12 protein-coding genes are annotated in these 21,067 nt (G+C 46.4%); 10 read left to right on the top strand and 2 right to left on the bottom strand.

Annotation, left to right across the window (positions count from 1 at the left end):
- Positions 1–94 precede the first annotated feature (94 nt).
- From GWR21_RS13765 to GWR21_RS13720, 10 genes are all read left to right on the top strand, one after another.
- Positions 95–913, top strand: coding sequence for a hypothetical protein (locus tag GWR21_RS13765; protein WP_162332306.1), 819 nt, complete (start codon positions 95–97; stop codon positions 911–913).
- 29 nt (positions 914–942) lie between these two features.
- Positions 943–1,167 (top strand): hypothetical protein, encoded by a 225-nt coding sequence (locus GWR21_RS13760; protein WP_162332305.1) that lies wholly within the window; start codon positions 943–945, stop codon positions 1,165–1,167.
- Positions 1,168–1,198: 31 nt separating this feature from the next.
- Positions 1,199–3,211 carry a ComEA family DNA-binding protein gene (locus GWR21_RS13755; protein WP_162332304.1) on the top strand — a complete coding sequence of 671 codons (2,013 nt, stop codon included), beginning with the start codon at positions 1,199–1,201 and terminating at the stop codon, positions 3,209–3,211.
- 478 nt (positions 3,212–3,689) lie between these two features.
- Complete coding sequence (locus GWR21_RS13750) at positions 3,690–6,941, top strand: SusC/RagA family TonB-linked outer membrane protein (RefSeq protein WP_162332303.1); 3,252 nt, start codon at positions 3,690–3,692, stop codon at positions 6,939–6,941.
- A 19-nt stretch (positions 6,942–6,960) separates the two neighbouring features.
- Entirely contained in the window at positions 6,961–8,403 is a 1,443-nt protein-coding gene (locus GWR21_RS13745) for a SusD/RagB family nutrient-binding outer membrane lipoprotein (protein ID WP_162332302.1), read from the top strand.
- Positions 8,404–8,712: 309 nt separating this feature from the next.
- The gene (locus GWR21_RS13740; protein WP_162332301.1) at positions 8,713–11,907 is read left to right on the top strand and encodes a SusC/RagA family TonB-linked outer membrane protein; all 3,195 of its coding nucleotides are present in this window, start codon (positions 8,713–8,715) and stop codon (positions 11,905–11,907) included.
- A 19-nt stretch (positions 11,908–11,926) separates the two neighbouring features.
- The gene (locus tag GWR21_RS13735; RefSeq protein ID WP_162332300.1) at positions 11,927–13,267 is read left to right on the top strand and encodes a SusD/RagB family nutrient-binding outer membrane lipoprotein; all 1,341 of its coding nucleotides are present in this window, start codon (positions 11,927–11,929) and stop codon (positions 13,265–13,267) included.
- Positions 13,268–13,360: 93 nt separating this feature from the next.
- Positions 13,361–13,675: a DUF3467 domain-containing protein gene (locus tag GWR21_RS13730; RefSeq protein WP_162332299.1), complete on the top strand. Its 315-nt coding sequence runs from the start codon at positions 13,361–13,363 to the stop codon at positions 13,673–13,675.
- Positions 13,676–13,729: 54 nt separating this feature from the next.
- On the top strand, positions 13,730–14,803 hold the full coding sequence (locus tag GWR21_RS13725; protein ID WP_162332298.1) for an Ldh family oxidoreductase: 1,074 nt from the start codon (positions 13,730–13,732) through the stop codon (positions 14,801–14,803).
- Between the two features lie 76 nt (positions 14,804–14,879).
- A complete protein-coding gene (locus GWR21_RS13720; protein WP_162332297.1) occupies positions 14,880–16,202 on the top strand; it encodes an aspartate kinase in 1,323 nt (440 codons plus the stop codon).
- A gap of 83 nt (positions 16,203–16,285) precedes the next feature.
- Here the strand turns inward: GWR21_RS13720 and GWR21_RS13715 are convergent, their stop codons facing one another.
- Both GWR21_RS13715 and GWR21_RS13710 read right to left on the bottom strand, forming a co-directional pair.
- On the bottom strand, positions 16,286–17,899 hold the full coding sequence (locus GWR21_RS13715) for a hypothetical protein (protein ID WP_162332296.1): 1,614 nt from the start codon (positions 17,897–17,899) through the stop codon (positions 16,286–16,288).
- 210 nt (positions 17,900–18,109) lie between these two features.
- Positions 18,110–21,058 (bottom strand): DNA polymerase III subunit alpha, encoded by a 2,949-nt coding sequence (locus tag GWR21_RS13710; RefSeq protein ID WP_162332295.1) that lies wholly within the window; start codon positions 21,056–21,058, stop codon positions 18,110–18,112.
- Between the last annotated feature and the right edge of the window lie 9 nt (positions 21,059–21,067).

The following is a 21,067-nucleotide window of genomic DNA, read 5'->3' as shown; positions in this document are numbered from 1 at the left end:
GCAAGTGAGGAGATTTTTGTTTGTTAACATGTTGACCTGAATTGCCACGATAAATTTTTTGAAAAACCAACTCATCCACATCCATTAAATGCAAATGAAAAAGATCATTGCAACCATTGTTTGCACGTTGTGCACCGTTGTTATTTTTGCGCAGCTGGTCTGGCTATCGGTCGACAAACAGCCTTTTGCAGGCACTTACAGCCGCAATTATCATCAGTTACTCACTACATGGCAGAATCAGGCTGCACTGGCATATATACCCGCTATAACAGCTGGTATACGCACCGAAAGACGCTTTATGCTGTCGGCCATTCACCAGCATGATGCCGGTATCGTATTACCTGTCACGCGCGGTGGCTTCGGATTACACCTGACACAGACCGGGAGTGCACATTTCCGCCAGCAGTCTATCGGCTTCGCCTATGGCCGGCCACTGGGAGAACGGCTTAGTATAGGGACGCAGTTCAGTTATCTCTCCAGGCAGGTACCTGGTTATTTTCATGCGCATACGATTATCGCAGAACTGGGATGCCTCATACATCTTACGCCGCAATTACACGCAGGAATGCATGTGTTTAATCCGGCAGGCAGCCGGTTACAAAAGCCCGGTAATGAGCAGGTCCCTGCTGTCTATAGTGCCGGTATAGGCTATGAAATATCAGCAGTGTTACTGCTGAGTGCTGCTCTGGTAAAAGAATCGGCTATGGCAACGCTGACGAAGGTGATGTGCGAGTACCGTATCATCCGTGAGCTGTCTTTGCAACTGGGTATATGTACTGACCCGCAACTGAACACTGCTGCCGTCGAGGTGTCTTTACAGCAACTGCATATACAACTGTCCGCCAGTCATCATCCACAACTTGGTATGACACCTGCTGCCTCTTTTGTATGGCAGGTGAAAAAGGGACATTAGTGATGACCATCTTTTTTTCTGAATGATGAATGATATCCACATTAAAGTGGATGCGCATATCCTGTATATGGCAGGATTGTAAAACAGCAGCTGCAAATGAGGAGCGCATAGCAGCAGGTGTATATACGTCTGTATACACACCTGTTGAAATAGTATCTGGCAGGAGAAGAGGGAATGTCCGTTATTACCAGGATAGTACCTATCTGAGTAATGAATGCTGCTTTTCTCTCCATGCAGAGATGCATAGACTGTAACATCACGATTGTAAAGAAATAATACCCGCGTATGAAATTAAGTATTGCAGTGCTGCTGACAGGACTGTGCGGCACTATGCATGCCTGGTCACAAACAATACCTGAACAGACGGCAGCTGATGAGACGCAGCTGGAGCATTACGTTGCACACACCGACAATGTACCGGAAGATGATCATCACTGGCAGCAATTACAGGTATATACACGGCATAAGATCAATTTAAATACAGCCGGTATAGCAGTACTCCGGTCATTGCAGCTGGTTTCTCCCCTGCAGCTGGAACAGTTTATCAGGTATCGCCGGCAGATGGGAAAGCTGCTGAGTGTGTATGAGCTGCAGGCGATACCGGGCTTTGATGCACAGCTTATCAGCAAGTTGTTGCCATATGTGCGCGCAGGCAATGAGCTGGAACCTGACTATAGCTGGAAAGACTATATCAAAAAAGGAGAAAATACATTGTTATGGAGGTATGGCAGACAAATAGAAAAGAGTCGTGGTTATCTGCATACAGATACTACAACACCCCATTACATGGGGAGTCCGGATAAGCTCTTACTGCGTTACCGGTATAATCTCACGCATTATATCAGCTGGGGCATAGTGATGGAAAAAGATGCAGGAGAAGCGTTTTTAAAAGGAGCACAGCAACATGGATTTGACTTTTATAGCATGCATCTCTTTATTAGCAAATACCGTTGTGTCAAAGCGCTGGCCATAGGTGATTTTACGGTGAATATGGGGCAGGGATTGTTAAACTGGCAATCCCTGGCCTTCGGCAAAGGCGCTGCTGTAATGTCCGTAAAACGGGAAGGAGACTTACTAAAGCCGTATGCCTCCGCAGGAGAATATAATTTCTTCAGAGGCCTGGGGATAACGATAGCACATCGGCAACTCAGTGCGACGGCGTTTGTATCGGGGCGACAGCTGGATGGAAGTATTACCGGCAACAGCGGATATCATCGTACAGCCGCAGAAACAGCGAAGCAGGGCACATTATCGCAGTTCACTGCCGGTGGTAATATCAGCGTGGAAGGGGCTACTGGTAAACTGGGTTTTAATTTCATACAGCATCATTTTTCAACACCGGTGCAAAAGGGCCATGCACCTTATCAGTTGTTTGCATTTGAAGGAAATAACCTGTCTGGTGTGAGTACTGATTATGAGATCACGTGGAGAAATATGCACTTTTTTGGAGAAGCTGCGATAAGTAACAATGGCAGGACTGCTATACTCAGTAGTCTCTTGATAAGTGCAGGCGCCCACGCCGATCTGGTATTGTTACATCGCCGGTATGATAAGGGGTATCATGCTTTGTATGCGGATGCATTTGCAGAATTTTATAAGCCTGTGAATGAAGAAGGACTATACACCGGTATCAGTGTAAAGCTGAACAGTCGTCTAAGGGTAAATGCATATGCAGATCACTTTATTTTTCCGTGGTTACAATACAGGGCGGCGGCACCGGCCAGTGGCAGTGATCATATGATCGCAATGACCTATACGCCAGATAAACAGACAGAATTTTTTCTGCGATACAGCCGTGTTGTAAAAGAGGAAAACAGCACGGATCCGCAACGTTTTATTCCTGCCTTGACGACTGTACGGAAACAGAGCTGGCGCTTGCAATATAAACTGCAACCGGCAGTGGGACTAACTATTAAAAGCAGGATAGAAGTGAACAACTATATCCGGAAAGACAACAGGGAGGAGGGATGGTTATTATTCCAGGAGATGTTGTATCAGTTCCAGCGAACGCCGTTGCAGCTATATGTAAGGTATACCCGGTTTATGACCGATGGAAGTAAGAATACTTTATATACGATCACTACCGGCATGCTATATGAATACGCGTTGTCACGCTTAAGTGGGGAAGGGCATCAGTTCCAGTGCCGGGTGCGCTGGAAGTGTGCAAAAAGGACGACGTGCTGGTTCAGATATGAATTAATACTATATGCAAATGTTGATCACATCGGAAATGGATGGGAGGAAGTGAATGGACGTAAGAAAAGTGCCTTGCAATGTCAGATTCAACACTTATTCTAGTGACATAATGGACAAAAATGAATGTTAAATTTTCTTCTATATGACGTTGAAAAATATTTGTTTATGTATATGAAATTTGACCTCTCTTAAAAAAAGGTTAAATTTTTCTTGGCGGAGAGTAAAAAAATACTCTAAATTGTGGCTCTCAACCAAAATCTAAATCGTAATATGAAAGAGACCGGAATCTCTTTATCCTGTGCTATAGCTAGTAGTGCTTTTATGTCAACCTGTTTAAGACGGTATAGTAATATTTCCGTTGCTAGCATGGGTAATGAGACGCATTCTGTGTCACAAATAACCATCCAGGGTCTTGCCGCCTTCATCCCGGATGGTTCTTTAAAGTTCAACAACAAATTTATTAGTAAACAAACTGTGGTTTAAATCCTGATATGGGGGTTTGCTAAATCGCTATGTCAACATAATCGCTGCATAGAAAAACCCTTTAAGAATTTTATTGTCAACTAAATCTAAATCGTTTATGAAGAAAAGAGCGTTACTCTTTTTCACCATTCTCATGGTGAGTGTAACCCTGACGTATGCTCAACAGCGTCAGATTACGGGTAAGGTCACCGGTGCAGACGGGTCACCTATACCTTTTGCCACTGTACAAATTAAAGGGACAACCAGCGGAACAACATCAGATCAGGAAGGTAACTTCAAATTGACTGTAACAGGTGCAAACCCTGTGCTGACAATCAGAAGCGTAGGTTATGCAACAATTGATTACACAGTTGGTGCAGCTGCTGCTTTCACGGTGAAACTGAATGAGGAGGACAAAAATTTACAGGAGGTTGTAGTAACAGCTCTTGGTATTACCAGGAAAAAGAATGAGCTGGCCTATTCAGCTCAGACTGTTCAGGCAGAAGAACTGAACAGAACACGTGATCCAAACGTTGTAAACTCCCTGTCCGGTAAAGTAGCCGGTCTGGAAGTGAGAAGGAACAGCACCATGGGCGGTTCCACCAACATCGTTTTACGTGGTAACAAATCATTCCAGAACTCAAACCAGGCATTATTCGTAGTAGATGGAGTTCCTATCGATAACTCCGTTGCCAACACAACTGACCAGGCCACAGGCCGTGGTGGTTTTGACTACGGTAACGCTGCTTCCGATATCAACGCTGATGACATCGCTAACGTAAGTGTACTGAAAGGTGCTGCTGCTGCTGCACTGTACGGTTCCCGTGCGGCGAACGGTGTGATCATGATCACTACCAAAAAAGGCAGACAAGGTATGGGTGTAACCGTAAATACCGGTCTGACTGTTGGTACGATGGACAAGAGCACTTTCCCTAAGTATCAGAAACAATATGGTGCTGGTTACTATGATGAGGAAGATAATACTTACCAGTCTCCTGATGGACGTTTCTGGTATGCTGACATAGACGGCGACGGTACAAGAGATTTAGTAGTACCAATGAAGGAAGATGCGTCTTTCGGTGCTAAATTCGATCCGAACCTGATGGTGTTCAACTATCAGTCACTCGATCCGGCATCTCCTTACTACAAAAAGGCAAGACCTTGGGTAGCTGGTGCACACGATCCTTCCTATTTCTACAAGAACACACTCACTACCAATAACAGCGTCGCTGTGGATGGTGGTAATGATAAAGGTAATTTCAAACTCGGATACACCAAAACAGTTGAAAACGGTATGATCCCTAACGCCCGTCTGGTAAAAGACATGGTGAACTTCGGGGCTTCTTATAAACTGTCTAACAAACTGACTGCCAGCGCAAGCGTTAACATGTCTAAGATCGATGGTAAAGGCCGTTACGGTACTGGTTATGACGAGTATAACGTGAACCAGGCTTTCCGTCAGTGGTGGCAGATGAACATTGACATGAAGGATCAGGAAGAGGATTACAAAAGAAACAGACTGAATAAGTCCTGGAACCTGACCAGCCCTACCAACCCGATCCCGACTTATACGGATAACTTCTATTTCATGAGAAATGAAAACTATGAAAGAGATGGTCGTATCCGTTACTTTGGTAACATCACCCTGAACTATCAGATCAACAGCTGGTTATCCGTACTGGGTAGATCAAGCATGGATACTTATGATCAGTGGCAGGAAGAGCGTAATGCAGTAGGTAGTAAAAACCCTTCTTCTTATTCAAGATACGATGGTTCTTTCGCCGAGAACAACTACGACCTGATATTGAATGTTGACAAACAACTGAACACCCAGTTTAAACTGACCGGTTTAGTGGGTGGTAACATCAGACGTACACACGCTAAGTACATCCGTGCTTCCACCAATGGTGGTCTGGTTGTACCAAACTTATATTCTCTTTCCAACTCAAAGAACCCGATCCTCGCTCCTGAGGAAGCGGATAGCTTAATGCAGGTAAATGGTGTTTTCGCCAGTGCAGGCCTGGGTTACAAGAATATGTTGTTCTTAGATCTGTCTGCACGTCGTGATGAGTCATCTACACTGCCAGCTGGTAAAAACTCTTATTACTATCCTGCAGCATCCTTAGGCTTCACCTTCTCTGAAGTAGTGAAAGCACCATGGCTGACCTATGGTAAAGTACGTGTGAACTATGCAGAAGTAGGTAACAGTGCTCCTGCACAGGCATTGTACGATCCGTACGATAAGCCAACCGGTTTTGGCAGCACACCGATCTTCTCCGTTCCTTCAGTAAAGAGAAATTCAGACCTGAAACCTGAGCGTACAAAAGCGTTTGAAACAGGTGCTGAAATCGCTTTGTTTGACAATCGTGTAAGCTTCGATGTTACTTACTATGTTTCCAAATCAATTGACCAGATCTTAAGACTGCCTGTTTCAAGAGCCACCGGTTACGATCAGATGTTCGTAAACGCTGGTACTATCCAGAACAAGGGTGTGGAAGTAAGCCTGGGTGTAACGCCTGTTAAATTGAAAGACTTCTCCTGGACCATGAACATTAACTGGTCACTGAACAGAAGTAAAGTACTGGACCTGCCACAGGGTGTTGATTTCATTCAGTTAAGTGCCACTGCACTCCAGAGCGGTGTGACTGTTGGTCACGCAATGGGTCAGGCTTATGGCGTTATCCGTGGTAAGGACTTCGTTTATGACAAAGCAACCGGCAAACCGATCGTAGAGAACAGGGAAGGCCAGGCTGTATTGCCGGGTTATTACCAGATCAGTTCTTCTTCCAATGAGGTGATCGGTAACTATACACCAAAATGGATCGGTGGTATCACCAATACACTCCGTTACAAAGGCCTGTCACTCGGCTTCCTCATCGATATCAAGAAAGGTGGTGATACTTACTCCCTCGACCAGGCTTACGGCCAGTCAACTGGTATCTATGAAGAGAGCGTAAGACTGAATGACAAAGGCGTATCTATCAGAGAAGACGTTTCAAAAGGTGGTGGTATCATCTTCGACGGTGTAACACCTGATGGTAAACCTAACGAACAGCGTGTACGTGTGAGCGGTACCCGTGGTTTAGGTGTGAATGGCTTCCCTAACAAAGCGTACATCTATGATGCCGGCTACGTAAAACTGCGTGAGGTATCACTGACTTACTCTCTGCCAGGTAGCTGGATTAATAATCTGAAAGCATTTAAAGGCATTGACCTGAGCCTGCTGGGTCGTAACCTGTGGATCATCCACAAAAATGTTCCTTATGCTGATCCTGAAGAGAACCTGTCAGCAGGTAACATCCAGGGTTATCAAAGTGGTGTGTATCCTACTTACCGCAACTTTGGTTTTAACGTAAGATTCAGATTCTAATTAAAAACGAAAAAGTAACATGAAAAAGATATTTGTATACATATCAGCGCTGGTCCTGGCCACTTCCTGTTCGGACCTGGACAGCCTGAATAGCGACCCGAAAAAGGCATTAGTGGTGCCTGGTGAAATGGTATTTAGTGCTGCGGAGAAGTCATTGTTTGACCTGATGACATCAAACAATGTGAATACAAACGTATTCAGGCTCCTGGCGCAACAGCAATCACAGGTGACCTACTTGGATGAGAGCCGTTATGATCTGGCATCACGTAACGTGCCACAGTCTTTCTGGCATGGCATGTACAGAGATGTACTGAAAGATCTGTATACTTCAAAATCACTGATTGAAGGCGTTCCTGCTTTATCAGATGCAGATCAGGTTGTTAAAGAGAACAAGTTAGCCATTATCGATATTACAGAGGTGTATGCTTACTTTGTACTGGTAACTGCTTTCGGTGATCTGCCATACACCGGTGCTTTTGATGTTGCATCACTGTCTCCGGCTTACGACAATCAGAAAACAGTGTACCTTGACCTGCTGACCCGTCTGAAAGCGGATGTTGAAAAACTGGAAACTGCTCAGGGTAGCTTCGGTAGCCAGGACCTGGTATACGGTGGCGATGTTTCCAAATGGGTAAAATTTGCCAACTCCCTGAGACTGAAAATGGGGCTGATCGCCCTGGAGGATGCAGCAACTGCTGCTGCAGGTACAACTGCGATCAATGAATCGGCAGGGAATGTGATCTCTTCCAATGCCGACAACTTCCGCTTGCAATACCTGCCAGTACAGCCAAACACCAATCCTATCTGGATTGACCTGGTACAGAGCAACCGTGCGGACTATGTACCTGCCAACACACTGGTGAACCTGATGAACTCCGTAAATGACCCACGTCGTCCTTTCTACTTCACAGCAGTAGGTGGTGCATATGTTGGTGGCGTTTATGGTTCAGGTGCTGATTATGAAACCACTTCTCATATTAGTGCGAAAGTAACCGCTGCTGATTTTGAAGCACTGCTGATCGATTATGCTGAAGTAGAGTTTGCACTCGCTGAGGCAGCAGCACGTGGTGGCCTGACAGTAACTGGTACGCCGGCAGAACACTATACAGCTGGTATCACTGCTTCCATCAAATACTGGGGCGGCTCTGATGCTCAGGTTGCTGCCTACCTGTTACAGCCATCTGTAGCTTATGCTACTGCTACCGGTACCTGGCAGCAGAAGATCGGTACACAGAAATATATTGCACTGTATAACAGAGGGTACGACGCATGGACAGAATGGAGAAGATTTAACTTCCCTGTGTTCAACGTGCCAACTGGCATGACCTACGCTAATATTCCGGTAAGATTAACTTATCCTGTTAGTGAGCAGAACCTGAACAAAGGTAACTATGATAAGGCGTCAGCTGCTCTCGGCACTGGCGGTGATGCACTGAGTACCAAATTGTTCTGGGACAAATAATAAGATTTTCAGCCACACTGGGCAAGATGTAGAATTGATAACGGCGCCTTCCTCGATATTCGTGGGAGGCGCTTTTTTTGTTAACGCCTGAACCCTGATCAATAATTTTTGTTATAGCAGTAGAACCCATTGTAAATCAATCAACAAAATAGAAGACTGGATTTGTTCTAAACGCAGCATTTCGTTAAACGGTAACAGCGGATTTTTTCTTTCTGATTGTGATTCCTTCATCGCACCGCCCCGGTGTATTAATAAATCAGAACCGTTATGCAGAAACATTTACTTTGTTTGTTTTTTCTTTTTTGCATCATGTCAGGACTTTACGCACAGCAACGTGAAGTCACAGGTAAGGTAACAGGAAGCGATGGGGTACCCATCCCATATGCGACTGTTCAGATCAAAGGCACAGCAAGAGGTGCCACCGCAGATCAGAATGGTAATTTCCGCCTGATGGTAGATGGTAATGACGCCATCTTACAATTCAGAAGTGTCGGATTTACGCTTAAGGAAGTTCCGGTAGGTACAGGGAGTACAGTCAATGCATCCCTGGCACCGGACAACAAAAATTTACAGGAGGTTGTAGTCACCGGTATCGGTATCAAACGCGAAAAAAAGGCGTTGGGATATGCCGTCCAGGATGTAAAGGGCGATGATCTCGTGAAGGCCAGTCAGGGTGATGCACTCAGGGCCATGTCAGGTAAAGTGGCCGGTATGCAGGTCATCGGTTCCGGTGGTACCCCTGGTGCGGCTACCTTCGTAAAATTAAGAGGTACCAACTCCCTGACAGGTAACAACCAGCCATTGTTTGTCATTGACGGTATTCCTGTGGATAACTCACAGAACTACTCCGGTGACCCCGCGGATGCTACCAACAACCTCCTGCAGGGGGCCACTAATACCAACCGTGGTGCGGATATTAATCCTGATGACATTGAAAGTATTTCTGTACTGAAAGGTCCTGCGGCAGCGGCCATCTATGGTATCGATGCTGCCAATGGTGCCATTATTATCACTACTAAAAAAGGGAAAGCCGGTAGGATATCTGTTGATTTCAGCACAGGGGTCTCTTTCGATGTGGTGAACAGACTGCCTAAGATCCAGAAACAATTTGTCAAAGGTTCCGGTGGTATACTGGCGCCTTTTACATCTTCCAACAGGTATTCCTGGGGGCCTAATATAGACACATTATTCTGGACAGGTACACCTAACGAATACGATATACATGGTGATATCGTAGGCGCTTCCAGCCCCAACGCAAAAGTGAAGTTTACGCCGTACGATAATACGGGCGATTTCTGGAGAACAGCGCTCACTTACAACAACTCCCTGTCCTTTACCGGTGGTACCGAGGCTGCTACCTACCGTATGTCCGTTTCTCATAACTATCAGAACTCTATCGTGCCCTTGCAGTACAACCAGCGTACGGCTATCGCACTGGCAGGACAACTGAAAGTGTCAGAGAAGGTCAGAACATCGGGTAATATCAATTTTAACGTGTCTAACGGTAGCATGCCGCAGAACGGTAGTAACCTGTCCGGTATCATGCTGGGCCTGACCAGAACGCCTATCTCATTTGATAACTCCAATGGCGATCTCGCACCGGATGATCCACGCACTTATCTGTTCTCAAATGGGTTGCAGCGCTCCTACCGTAACGGTATCTATGACAACCCATTCTGGACCATTAATAAAAACCCCTACACAACAGCAGTGAACCGTTTGATCGGTAGTCTGCAGTTTGACTGGGATTTCATCAAAGACTTCACACTGACCTACCGCATCGGTACGGACGTGTACAGTGATAACCGTCACCAGTACTACGAGATCCAGTCAGGCGCCTACAATGGTGGCCGTCTCTTTGATGACAGGTATACCTATAAGAGTGTGAACTCTGATGCGATCATTACCTGGGCACGGCAGATCTCCAAGGACTTCCGGATGGACGTGAAAGTGGGTAATAACCTGTATTCCCGCAGGATGGACGAACTGTATGTACAGGGCGATGGTCTGACTTCTCCGGGCTATGATAATATCAGTAACGCAACTGTGCAGAAATCATATAACTATGTAACACCATACAGAAGGATCTCCGGTTATTTCGATATTAACCTGGACCTGAAGTCAATGTTATTCCTGGAAATAACAGGACGTAATGACTGGACATCAACACTGCCTCCTGAGAATAACAGCTTCTTTTATCCATCCGCCAGCCTTGGTTTTGTCTTTACGGAACTGGAAGGTCTGAAAGATGGTAAGGTGCTTAGTTTTGGTAAGATCAGGTTGTCAGCAGCGCAGGTAGGTAAAGACCCTGGTGCGTTCCTGACTAAGTCATTCTCCGTGCCAACCACTTATCCGGATGGTTATACGACAGGGGTGTCTTTCCCATATGACGGAAAGGGTAGCTTCTCACTGAATAATGTGCTGGGTAACCCGAATCTGAAGCCGGAAAAGACAGTTTCCTATGAAGCAGGGTTACAGTTACAGTTCCTGCAGAACAGGATCGGACTGGATGCGACCTTCTATCATACCAAGGGTACTGACCTGCTGGTGCGTTCTCCACTGGCCGGTTCCGCCGGATACCAGTACGTGAACCTGAATGCCGCTTCTATCCGGAATAATGGTCTCGAACTGACTTTGAGTGCGAAGCCGCTTACAGATCAGGCCTTTACCTGGGACATGTTTGTGAACTTCAGTATGAACCGGAGTAAGGTACTGGCGTTAGCACCTGGTATTAACCAGATCACGGTGAATGGTTTTACAGGTACAGTCGTAGCACATATACCTGGTGAACAGGCCGGTATCATCTATGCCTATGGATGGCAGCGGGATGCACAGGGCAGGATCGTGATCAGTGATGCTTCCGGCGACTTTGGTTATCCGGTAGTGTCTAATGTGCAGACAAAAGTAGGTAATCCCAATCCGAAGTTCCTGATGGGTATTGGTAATACCCTGAGTTACAAAGGTGTTTCCCTCTACTTCCTGGTAGACTGGAAGCACAAGGGCGACCTGTGGAATGGTACCCGTGGTTCATTGCAGGCGATCGGAACATCTGCCTATACTTTGAACAGGGGTGAAATGACCGTATTCCCGGGTGTCATGGGACACCTCAATGATGCGGGTGAAGTGGTACACAATGAAGGTGGTGCGGAGAAACCTGGCGGTGGCGCTGTGAATAGTACACAAGTACCGCTGGATGAAGGCTGGTATCTGGGTAATGGTGGCGGTTTCGGTGCACAGACAGAGACATTTATAGATGATGCCTCTTTTGTAAAACTGCGTGAAGTGACCCTTTCCTATGACCTGCCATCCGGAAAGTTTAAGGATTCCAGGTTTATCAAAGGAATCAACGTCAATTTATTTGCCCGTAATATCATTATATGGACACCGTACAGGGGCATCGATCCTGAAACCAGTCTGACGGGAGCGACCAACGCCCAGGGTATTGACTATTTCAATATGCCGGGTACCTCCAGTTATGGCCTGAACTTCAAGTTTAAATTCTAACCCTTTAAAACGAATGACCATGTTACGGATAACCAAATATATACTCCCGTTACTGATCCTGCTGGTAATCTCGCAGGGTTGCAGAAAAGACTACTTCTACAATGGCATCAATGATGACCCTTCACAACTGAAAAATCCGACCGCCTCTTCACTGCTGCCGGGCGTGATATTACAAAGTGCCTATACCTGGGGTGGAGATGCTTCCCGCTTTCCTGCCATTTTCATGCAGCAGGTGACAGGTGCAGCCAACCAGTCGGCCAGTGCTGACCTGTATAACATTACGCCTGATGATGTGGATAACATGTGGTATGCAGGTTTTTACGGCGCTATTATGACCAATATAGACACGCTGATAGCGGTAGCTACTGCGGCTGGTCAGTTGCATTACGCGGCTGTTGGTAAGATCATGATGGCAAATGACTTAGGCCAGGTGACTGACTTCTGGGGAGATGTACCTTTCACAGAGGCATTCCAGGGGCTGAAGAATACGCAGCCCAAATATGATGGTCAGCAGGCAATCTATACGCGGTTGCAGACATTGCTGGATGAAGCGATCACCGATCTGGGAAAAGACGACGGCGCAGAGTTTCAGCCTAATTCGAATGATGACCTCCTCTTTGATGGAGACCTGGACATGTGGATAAAGTTTGCCTACGCACTCAAAGCCAAATTCTATCTGCATACCGTGAAGGTGGATGCAACCGCACGGACCAAAGCGTTAGCCGCACTGGCCAATGGTTTTGATGACGGAGAAGGTGCTTTTGTGAAATTTGTAGGTAGTAGCGCCACCACGACACAGGCGCCCTGGTATCAGTTCAACACACAACGTGCAGATATCATCTTTACAGGCTACCTGAACGACCTGATGGATGCTGCCGGAGATCCCAGGTATGATGCCTATTTCGATCCGGCCGATCCGAGTGCATTAGGTGCTTTGTATGGCTCCGCGAACTCCCCTGTTTATTTTCTGTCATATGACGAACAGAAATTTATGGAGGCGGAACTGGAGTTCAGAGCAGGAAACACGACAGGTGCAGCCGCTGCCTACAATGAAGCAGTAAGGGCGAATCTGCAAAGGACGATCAATGATGCATCCTATCTGCCTTCAGTGGCTAAAACACCAGCTAATATCACTTTGAAAGATATTATTGAGCAAAAGTACATAGCGCTGTTCCTGAGTCCGGAAGTATGGACCGACTGGCGCAGGACGGGGTTCCCTCAGCTGACAGCCCCTGACGGCAATGTGCTGGGAGGCGCCTTACCACGGTCCCTGTTCTATCCAAGCAGTGAAATACGTTACAATACCAATACACCTGCCAACACCAGGCTGACCCGCCGTGTATGGTGGGACGTCCAATAACACACACACAAACATTCCTGTACCATGTTTTAAAAAAGAGACCTTTCATTTTAAGGTCTCTTTTTTACATTTGTAGCGCAAAAGAAAAAAATTATGGAAAATCAGCAGGAAGAACAGAATCAGCTGAATATTGAGCTGAGCGAGGAAATAGCAGAAGGTATCTATGCCAACCTTGCCATTATAACACACTCCAATGCAGAATTTGTGGTGGATTTTGTGAATGTAATGCCTGGCCTGCCTAAAGCAAAGGTAAAGTCCCGTATCATACTGACTCCACAGCATGCCAAGCGTTTCATGAGAGCGATGGTGGACAATATCAAAAAGTATGAAGCTGCAAACGGTCCGATCCAGGATCAGGAGCCTGTTTCCATGCCGCTTAATTTTGGTGGACCTACAGCGCAGGCTTAATAACATCTACTAAACACGCTGTAAGGCACTATACAGGAAACAGGACTACGAATCATGAGCCAGATATTCTCCTATCCCGCATTAAGGGAATTTACCAGGGAAGTTTTTATAAAAATGGGTTGTCCGCCGCAGGATGCAGAAACAGCCAGTGAGGTGTTGTTATCTGCAGACCTGAGAGGGATTGACTCTCATGGGGTGGCCCGCCTGAGTGGGTATGTACGCCTGTGGGAAGCCGGCAGGATCAATGCTACTCCCCATGTCAGGGTTGTACATGAGACGCCCAGCACGGCCGTTGTAGACGGCGATGCCGGGCTGGGGCTGGTAGTAGCGCCTTTCGCCATGAAAGTGGCCATCGAGAAAGCGGCTGCTGTTGGTAGTGGCTGGGTAAGTGTAAAGAACTCCAATCACTTCGGTATAGCTGGTCAGCATGCGATGATGGCCCTGGAAAGGGACATGATCGGTATGGCAATGACCAATGCCAGTCCGCTGGTAGCGCCCACCTTTGCCACAGAACGTATGCTGGGTACGAACCCGATCGCTGTGGCTATTCCGGCAAAGGAACAGCCGGCATTTGTAGCTGACTTTGCCACTACAACTGCTGCTAACGGTAAACTGGAAATACTCCAGCGTAAGAATCAGGAAGCACCTGAAGGCTGGATCCAGGACAAGGAAGGTCATTCCAGTACAAACCCGCACGAACTGAAATCCGGAGGCGCTTTACTGCCACTGGGGGGCGATCGTGACCATGGCAGCCATAAAGGGTATTGTCTGGGTGCGATTGTAGATATTTTCTCCGCTGTACTATCAGGAGCCAATTACGGTCCCTGGGCACCTCCTTTCGTGAGCTTCCTGCCATTGGCACCTGATCCGGTAGGGCAGGGACTGGGGCATTTCCTGGGGGCGATGCGGGTAGATGCTTTCCGTCCGGCTGATGAATTCAAAGCGCACATGGACAAGTGGATCACACGTTTCCGCAGCGCTACACCAGTTGAAGGAGAACAGGTACTGATACCAGGCGATCCGGAACGTGAAATGGAGAAAGAGCGGATAACGGCCGGCATCCCATTACTGGATCCTGTAGTGAAAGACCTGCAGGAAGTAGCCCGAAAATTCAAATTGGATTTTTAAAGTCGGTATAAACGCCCGAACTTGCGTCTTTTAAGCGAAATCTTGTACCAGTCAAACATATAACAATTCAACAGTAATGAAGATCTTAAAATTTGGTGGCACTTCCGTAGGTAAACCGGAACGTATGCATGCCGTGGCCAGTCTGGTAACTGCCGATACCGCGCCAAAAATCGTGGTATTATCCGCATTATCCGGTACCACTAACGCATTAGTGGAAATCGGACAATCCCTTTCTGAGGGTAAGAAGGAACAGGCAAAGGGCCAGATAGACAAGCTGGAAGCACATTACAGGACTTTTTGTGAGGACCTGGTCAAGCAGGACGAGACACGTGCCAAGGCGAGTGCTGTTGTTGACGAGCATTTCGAGTTCCTGAACATCATTCTTAAGATATCTTTCAACGAAGCGCTGAATAAGGATATACTGGCGCAGGGTGAGTTATTGTCAACCCGCCTGTTCAGTGTATACCTGGAAGAAGCTGGCGTCAAGTCTGTACTGTTGTCCGCATTGGACTTCATGAGTATCGACGAATACGAAGAGCCTGAAATCCCTAAGATCAAGATCAAGCTGGGTAACCTGCTCGAGAAAAATAAAGGAGAGACCATCTTCGTTACACAGGGTTATATCTGCCGTAACTCCAGAGGTGAGATCGACAACCTGAAACGTGGTGGTAGCGACTATTCTGCATCCCTGATCGGCGCTGCCATCCAGGCGTCAGAAGTACAGATCTGGACGGATATTGATGGTATGCACAACAATGATCCGAGAGTGGTGAAAAAGACCTTCCCGATCGAGCAACTGTCTTTCGACGAAGCAGCTGAACTGGCTTATTTCGGTGCGAAGATCCTCCATCCTGCATCTATCTGGCCTGCACAGCATTTCAACATCCCGGTGAAACTGCTGAATACCATGCAGCCGGAAGCAAGAGGTACCATCATCACTGAAATGCCAAACGGCGACGGTGTAAAGGCTATTGCTGCCAAAGACGGTATCATCGCTATCAAGATCAAATCCAGCCGCATGCTGCTGGCTTACGGTTTCCTCCGTAAGATATTTGAAGTGTTTGAAAAGTTCCGTGTGCCTATCGACATGATCACTACTTCTGAAGTAGCGGTGTCCCTGACAATAGAGAATACACCTGTGCTGGACCAGCTGCTGAAAGAACTGCAGCCATTCGGTTCTGTTGAACTGGATCATCACCAGACGATCGTTTCTATCGTAGGTAACGAGGTGGCAGCGACTCCTTCCATTCTGAAGAAGATCTTCGATGCACTGAACGAAGTGCCATTGCGGATGATCTCCTATGGTGGCAGCCGCCATAACATCTCCATCCTGATCGGTGGACAACACAAAGAGAAAACTTTACAACTGCTGAACAAAGGTTTGTTCAACCTGGGTTAGGCAATTTTAAAGCACTATATAAAGCAAAAGGGTATCCGCTATAGTGGATACCCTTTTGCTTTATATAGTGCTTTAACGGACTTTTATAACGTCACGCCTATCAGTACACCGGCATTATTGTACTTATATTTTTCGTTCGTAGTGGAATGCAGATAGTAATGTTCCTGCGGCGCCTTATCATTGATAATAGCAGAGGCGCCATCTTTCTCGCCACTGATACTATTCAGGTTATATTGAAAGCCGATCCCGATTTTTGTACGCGGTATCCGGTAGATAGTACCGAACGTGAACTTAGTCAGGAGATAAGGAAAAGTCGGTGTTTCGTCCAGTGAATAGCCTGACGTCAGTATCTTTTGACTGGTTGTCAGCATACAATCGAATCCGTACAGCCCGTAAATCACCAGGTTCCTGATGGGTATATTCACACCGCCGGACATACCGAGCGTCGCACTGCTTTGTACGATCCGCACCTTACCGTCTACTATCTGACGGTTTATATCCATTATGTTGTATTCATAGGCAGGTGCACGCATATATCCCAGTCTGACTTCAAAGCTCACGAATGTACGGTGCCCCGTTACCCCCAGGAATGCACCCATGGCAGTATGGTCATTTGGGTTCGCTATTTTGTCGTAGGACGATAACAGGCCGGAATAATTCACAAAGCCATATATATGACGCGTCTTTTTATGAGGGTCGAGTCTTTCCACACCTTCGTCTACCTTTTCCATTCCTTCACGCAGTGCCTTGCCAAGACTAGCCATGGCATTGATATTATCAATTTTGCTTTGCACCCTGGCCGAAGGAAATGTATAAAACGCGGCTTTATATTGGTCCAGCGCCTGCATATAAAACAGCGCACCCATGCCATACAGCGTGTCTCCTTTTGCTTCCAGCGCTGCTGCTTCCCACATTTTCAGGTCAGCTTCTCTTTTCCATTTCTCCGGATCGTCAGAAGACTTGCTGGACGAAGAGGACGTACTACTATAGGATTTACTGTTGGTTGTCTGCGATTTACCAGTGCTTTTGCTTTCAATGACAATACCACCACTGCTCTGAGAGGTGCTTGTATTCAGACCGGCAAGCAGGTTTCTGATATTCCCTGTTCTGAAGGGAGGTATCCACAACGGAGATAGCGGCGACAGCTGTTCAAACGCAAACTTTTTGTAAGTGCTGGTTTGCGCATCGTAGTAACTGTAACTCGTCTGATTTGCACCGTCAATCTCAGGTGCAAAGCTGACCTGATAGACGCTATACCCTTTCTGCTGATAATCCTTTATCAGTGCGGTCCGTATCTTTTCAAGTGCCGTGAGTGTGTTGTCATTTTGTGTGATGCCATCATAATACTGGTGTGTAATATTCCACCGCTGGAAGTTGCCATATATATCCGATACTTTTATCGGATTGAACATAATGTTGTCATAGTCCGCCGGAAAATACTTTTCTTCCCGTTCGATGCGCAATATAATTTTGCTGAAATCCAGGGACATGCCTGTGCTTATCTGATCATGGGGAAAGGCGAAATTCTTTGCCCGGTAAATGTAAGTACTGATGAGCAGTACCTTCAGCTTTTTATCCGTGCGTTCGCCTGCTGAGTAGATAAAATAAGCCGGACGCTCAGCTACAGGCCCTTCTTGTTGTGCGAACACACGGGCGCTTAGTAACAGTAGCACAGTTACAGTTAAAAATCTGTTCATAGGTTGATAGTGTTATTTGCTCATTGCTGTATAGGAATAGTACCTGTTTCTTATACGGCGTATTGGTATATTGTATGTTTTTCGAGGTGTTAGGAATTACAAATTGTCCCCTGATTCATATATTATTCGAAAGGCTAAAATAGGAAATAAAATTATATTGTTTTGGTTTTCCTGAAATAGTATATTGAATTGTATAGTGTTGATTAGTTGTTATTTATCCTCAAAGTAGCCGATTTTCCGCATATAACTGATCTCTATTGAATAGACATCATATTCAGCGGTGACCTTCCCCTGCAGGATGTAAAACCCGTTTTTCTGGAAAGGGTAGGCACGCAGGATATCAGGAAAATGTACCGTATCAATAAAGTCTCCGTTCACATCCATAAAGGTACCGAAGCTCATAGGTATGCCTTTGCTGGTATAAATGCCTTTTGTACATACCAGATATCCCAGGGCTGTAATCGTTTTTCCTTCGTAGCGTTTGAAGGCATCGGCTGTAATATATCTACGCTGATCATGTTGCAGAATAGAAAAAGGAGAGCACAACGGAAAGCCCAGCAAGGCTATTTCCTCAAATGCATTTTCATGTTCGGTATAAGACAGCATGGGCAGCTGGCAATCTGGTAATTCTTCCTGGAACAGCGGCTGTATATGCTCTGCATGTGGTGTTTTGGCTTTCAGTAACAGGCTGCTTTTCCACAGGAGCTCTTTCTTTGTGTAGTTGTCGAAATTAAAAGCGCCGATCCGGATGAGTATATCCAGCTGTTCCGGTGGGGGCGCTATACGGGTAGTGAAGTCTTCCAGACTGGTATAGGGACCGTACTGCTTACGTTCTTCGAGCACCTGTTCCATCCATTTTTCTTCGAGTCCTTCGATGTGTATAAATCCTGTATACACAGTATTACCGGTGATCCTCGTGTAATAGTCACTGTTGTTGATACAGGGTGGTTTGATATCGGCACCGGTTTTTTGTAATTCCCGGAAATAGAGTTCCCTGTTATAAAAGCCACCGAAGTTATTGATCACGGCTACCATGAATTCCGCCGGATAATATGTTTTCAGGAAAAGGCTCTGATAGCTCTCTACCGCGAAGCTGGCAGAGTGGGCCTTTGAAAAAGAGAAACCGGAGAAGCTCGATATCTGCCGCCATAGTTCAGCCGTCACAGCTTCTGGTCTTCCCAGCTGTTTACAGTTGCTGAAGAACTGTTGTTCTATTTTCTGAAAGTCTCCCTGCCCGCGGTACTTACCGGCCATCGCTCTTCGCAGAATATCTGCATCTGCCAGATCCATTTCTGCATACCGGCTTACTATCCTGATCACATCTTCCTGGTAGACCATGATGCCGAAGGTTTCACTCAATACCTCTTTGATGATGTCATGGAGATACTCTACCTTATCCTGATTACGATAGTTATGCACATATTGCCGCATCATACCTGATTGTGCGACACCAGGACGTATAACAGAACTGGCGGCTACCAGTGTCAGGTAGTCACCGCATTGCAGTTTTTGTAACAACTGCCGCATAGCCGGAGATTCTATATAAAAACATCCGATCGTGTTGACCGTCTGCAATGCCTGTTTAACACGCTCATCACGCATGAATGATTTTACGTCGTGAATATCAACTTCATCGCCTTTATTTTCCTTGATGATACTGATCGCATCGCGTATATGTCCCAGGCCCCGCTGACTAAGTATATCAAATTTGAATAGCCCGATAGCCTCCGCCTGATGCATGTCCAGTTGGGCCGTACTGAATCCTTTGGGAGGAAGGTACGTACTGCAATGCTGATGGATAGGCGCTTCGCTGATCAGTATACCCCCCGCATGGATGCTGAGATGATTGGGAAAGGATTTATTGTCGTTAGACATCATCTTACTATATCGCAGGATGGTTTGCTGTACGCTATCGCCTGAGAGATCAGGTGCAAATGGCGTGTCCAGTATTTTGTCTATTTCATGTTTAGGTAATCCGTAAACTTTTCCCAGTTCACGTATCACTGCATTCTGCTGGAAGGTAGTGACGGTACCCAGTAAGGCGGTATGCGCAGCACCGTACTTTTTGAATACATACTCAATGATCTCATCCCTGTCTTTCCAGGAAAAGTCGATATCAAAATCAGGAGGTGAACTACGATATGGGTTAAGAAATCTTTCGAAATAGAGATTAAGTGCTATCGGATCGACATCTGTTATTTTTAAACAATAGGCCAGGATAGAATTGGCGCCGCTGCCTCGTCCAACATAAAAAAAGCCGCTTTCCCGCGCATATCGGATGATGTCCCAGGTGATCAGGAAATAGCCGTTGAAATGTTGTCCCTGTACAACTTCCAGTTCTTTTTCAATACGTTCCTTCGCCTCTGCGTTGTCAGGACCATAGCGTTCCAGCATGCCTTCATAGGCAAGCTTCCGTAGCAGGGCATGGTCTTCTGCTTCGCTGCTGGTAAAGTATTTTTTATTGCGGGGTGTTTTAAAATCAAACTGTATCCGGCAGGCATCCATAATACGTACGGTATTACTGATGATGTCGGGGTATTGTTCGAAGCAGTCAAACAAAGCAGCTGGTGACAGGAACTGCTCGTCCGGATGTGCCGTGGTATGCGGCTCCAGCTGACTGATAAGAATATTCTGATCAACGGCACGTAACACACGATGCAACTGGTAGTAATCATCATTCTGAAAGGTGACCGGGTGGAGGATAACGAGTTTGTCTTTCCATTCAGTGGTGTTTACACGAAACAGTTTATTGATGTCACGTTTGCGGATGCCGACGAGTTCATGATCATAGAGATCCTGTAGTGGAACGGTATTCCATGTATAAATGGCAAACACGCCGGGAAACCCGGGTGCGCGGTCGGGAAAGTCAAGCCCTTTATGCAGGTGATCTGACAGGAACCTGTTGATATAAAACCATCCGTCTAAGTCGCGTGCCAGCAGTATATATTTCAGTTGGTGGCCGTTCCTGCATTCCAGTCCGATAATAGGCTTAATGCCGTTTTCCTGACATTCTTTTACGAAGTTCCAGGTATCGGAAGTGATATTGATATTTGTGAGGGCAAGGGAAGTGACACCCATTTCGCGGGCATACTTCACCAGATCTTTTGTATCGATGGTGCCGTAGCGCAGACTGAAGAATGTTTTGCAGTTGAGAAACATAAGCGTTGG

It is taken from the genome of Chitinophaga agri, assembly GCF_010093065.1.
In the GTDB taxonomy this organism is placed as follows: Bacteria; Bacteroidota; Bacteroidia; order Chitinophagales; family Chitinophagaceae; genus Chitinophaga; species Chitinophaga agri.
This window is presented reverse-complemented; position numbering and strand designations above follow the sequence as displayed.

Excerpts from the sequence above, each read along its gene's own strand:
- GWR21_RS13750 (WP_162332303.1), top strand. The coding sequence starts at position 3,690 with ATGAAGAAAAGAGCGTTACTCTTTTTCACCATTCTCATGGTGAGTGTA.
- GWR21_RS13725 (WP_162332298.1), top strand. The coding sequence starts at position 13,730 with ATGAGCCAGATATTCTCCTATCCCGCATTAAGGGAATTTACCAGGGAA.
- GWR21_RS13710 (WP_162332295.1), bottom strand. The coding sequence starts at position 21,058 with ATGTTTCTCAACTGCAAAACATTCTTCAGTCTGCGCTACGGCACCATC.
- GWR21_RS13755 (WP_162332304.1), top strand. The coding sequence starts at position 1,199 with ATGAAATTAAGTATTGCAGTGCTGCTGACAGGACTGTGCGGCACTATG.
- GWR21_RS13720 (WP_162332297.1), top strand. The coding sequence starts at position 14,880 with ATGAAGATCTTAAAATTTGGTGGCACTTCCGTAGGTAAACCGGAACGT.
- GWR21_RS13735 (WP_162332300.1), top strand. The coding sequence starts at position 11,927 with ATGTTACGGATAACCAAATATATACTCCCGTTACTGATCCTGCTGGTA.
- GWR21_RS13760 (WP_162332305.1), top strand. The coding sequence starts at position 943 with ATGATATCCACATTAAAGTGGATGCGCATATCCTGTATATGGCAGGAT.
- GWR21_RS13740 (WP_162332301.1), top strand. The coding sequence starts at position 8,713 with ATGTCAGGACTTTACGCACAGCAACGTGAAGTCACAGGTAAGGTAACA.
- GWR21_RS13745 (WP_162332302.1), top strand. The coding sequence starts at position 6,961 with ATGAAAAAGATATTTGTATACATATCAGCGCTGGTCCTGGCCACTTCC.
- GWR21_RS13730 (WP_162332299.1), top strand. The coding sequence starts at position 13,361 with ATGGAAAATCAGCAGGAAGAACAGAATCAGCTGAATATTGAGCTGAGC.
- GWR21_RS13715 (WP_162332296.1), bottom strand. The coding sequence starts at position 17,899 with ATGAACAGATTTTTAACTGTAACTGTGCTACTGTTACTAAGCGCCCGT.
- GWR21_RS13765 (WP_162332306.1), top strand. The coding sequence starts at position 95 with ATGAAAAAGATCATTGCAACCATTGTTTGCACGTTGTGCACCGTTGTT.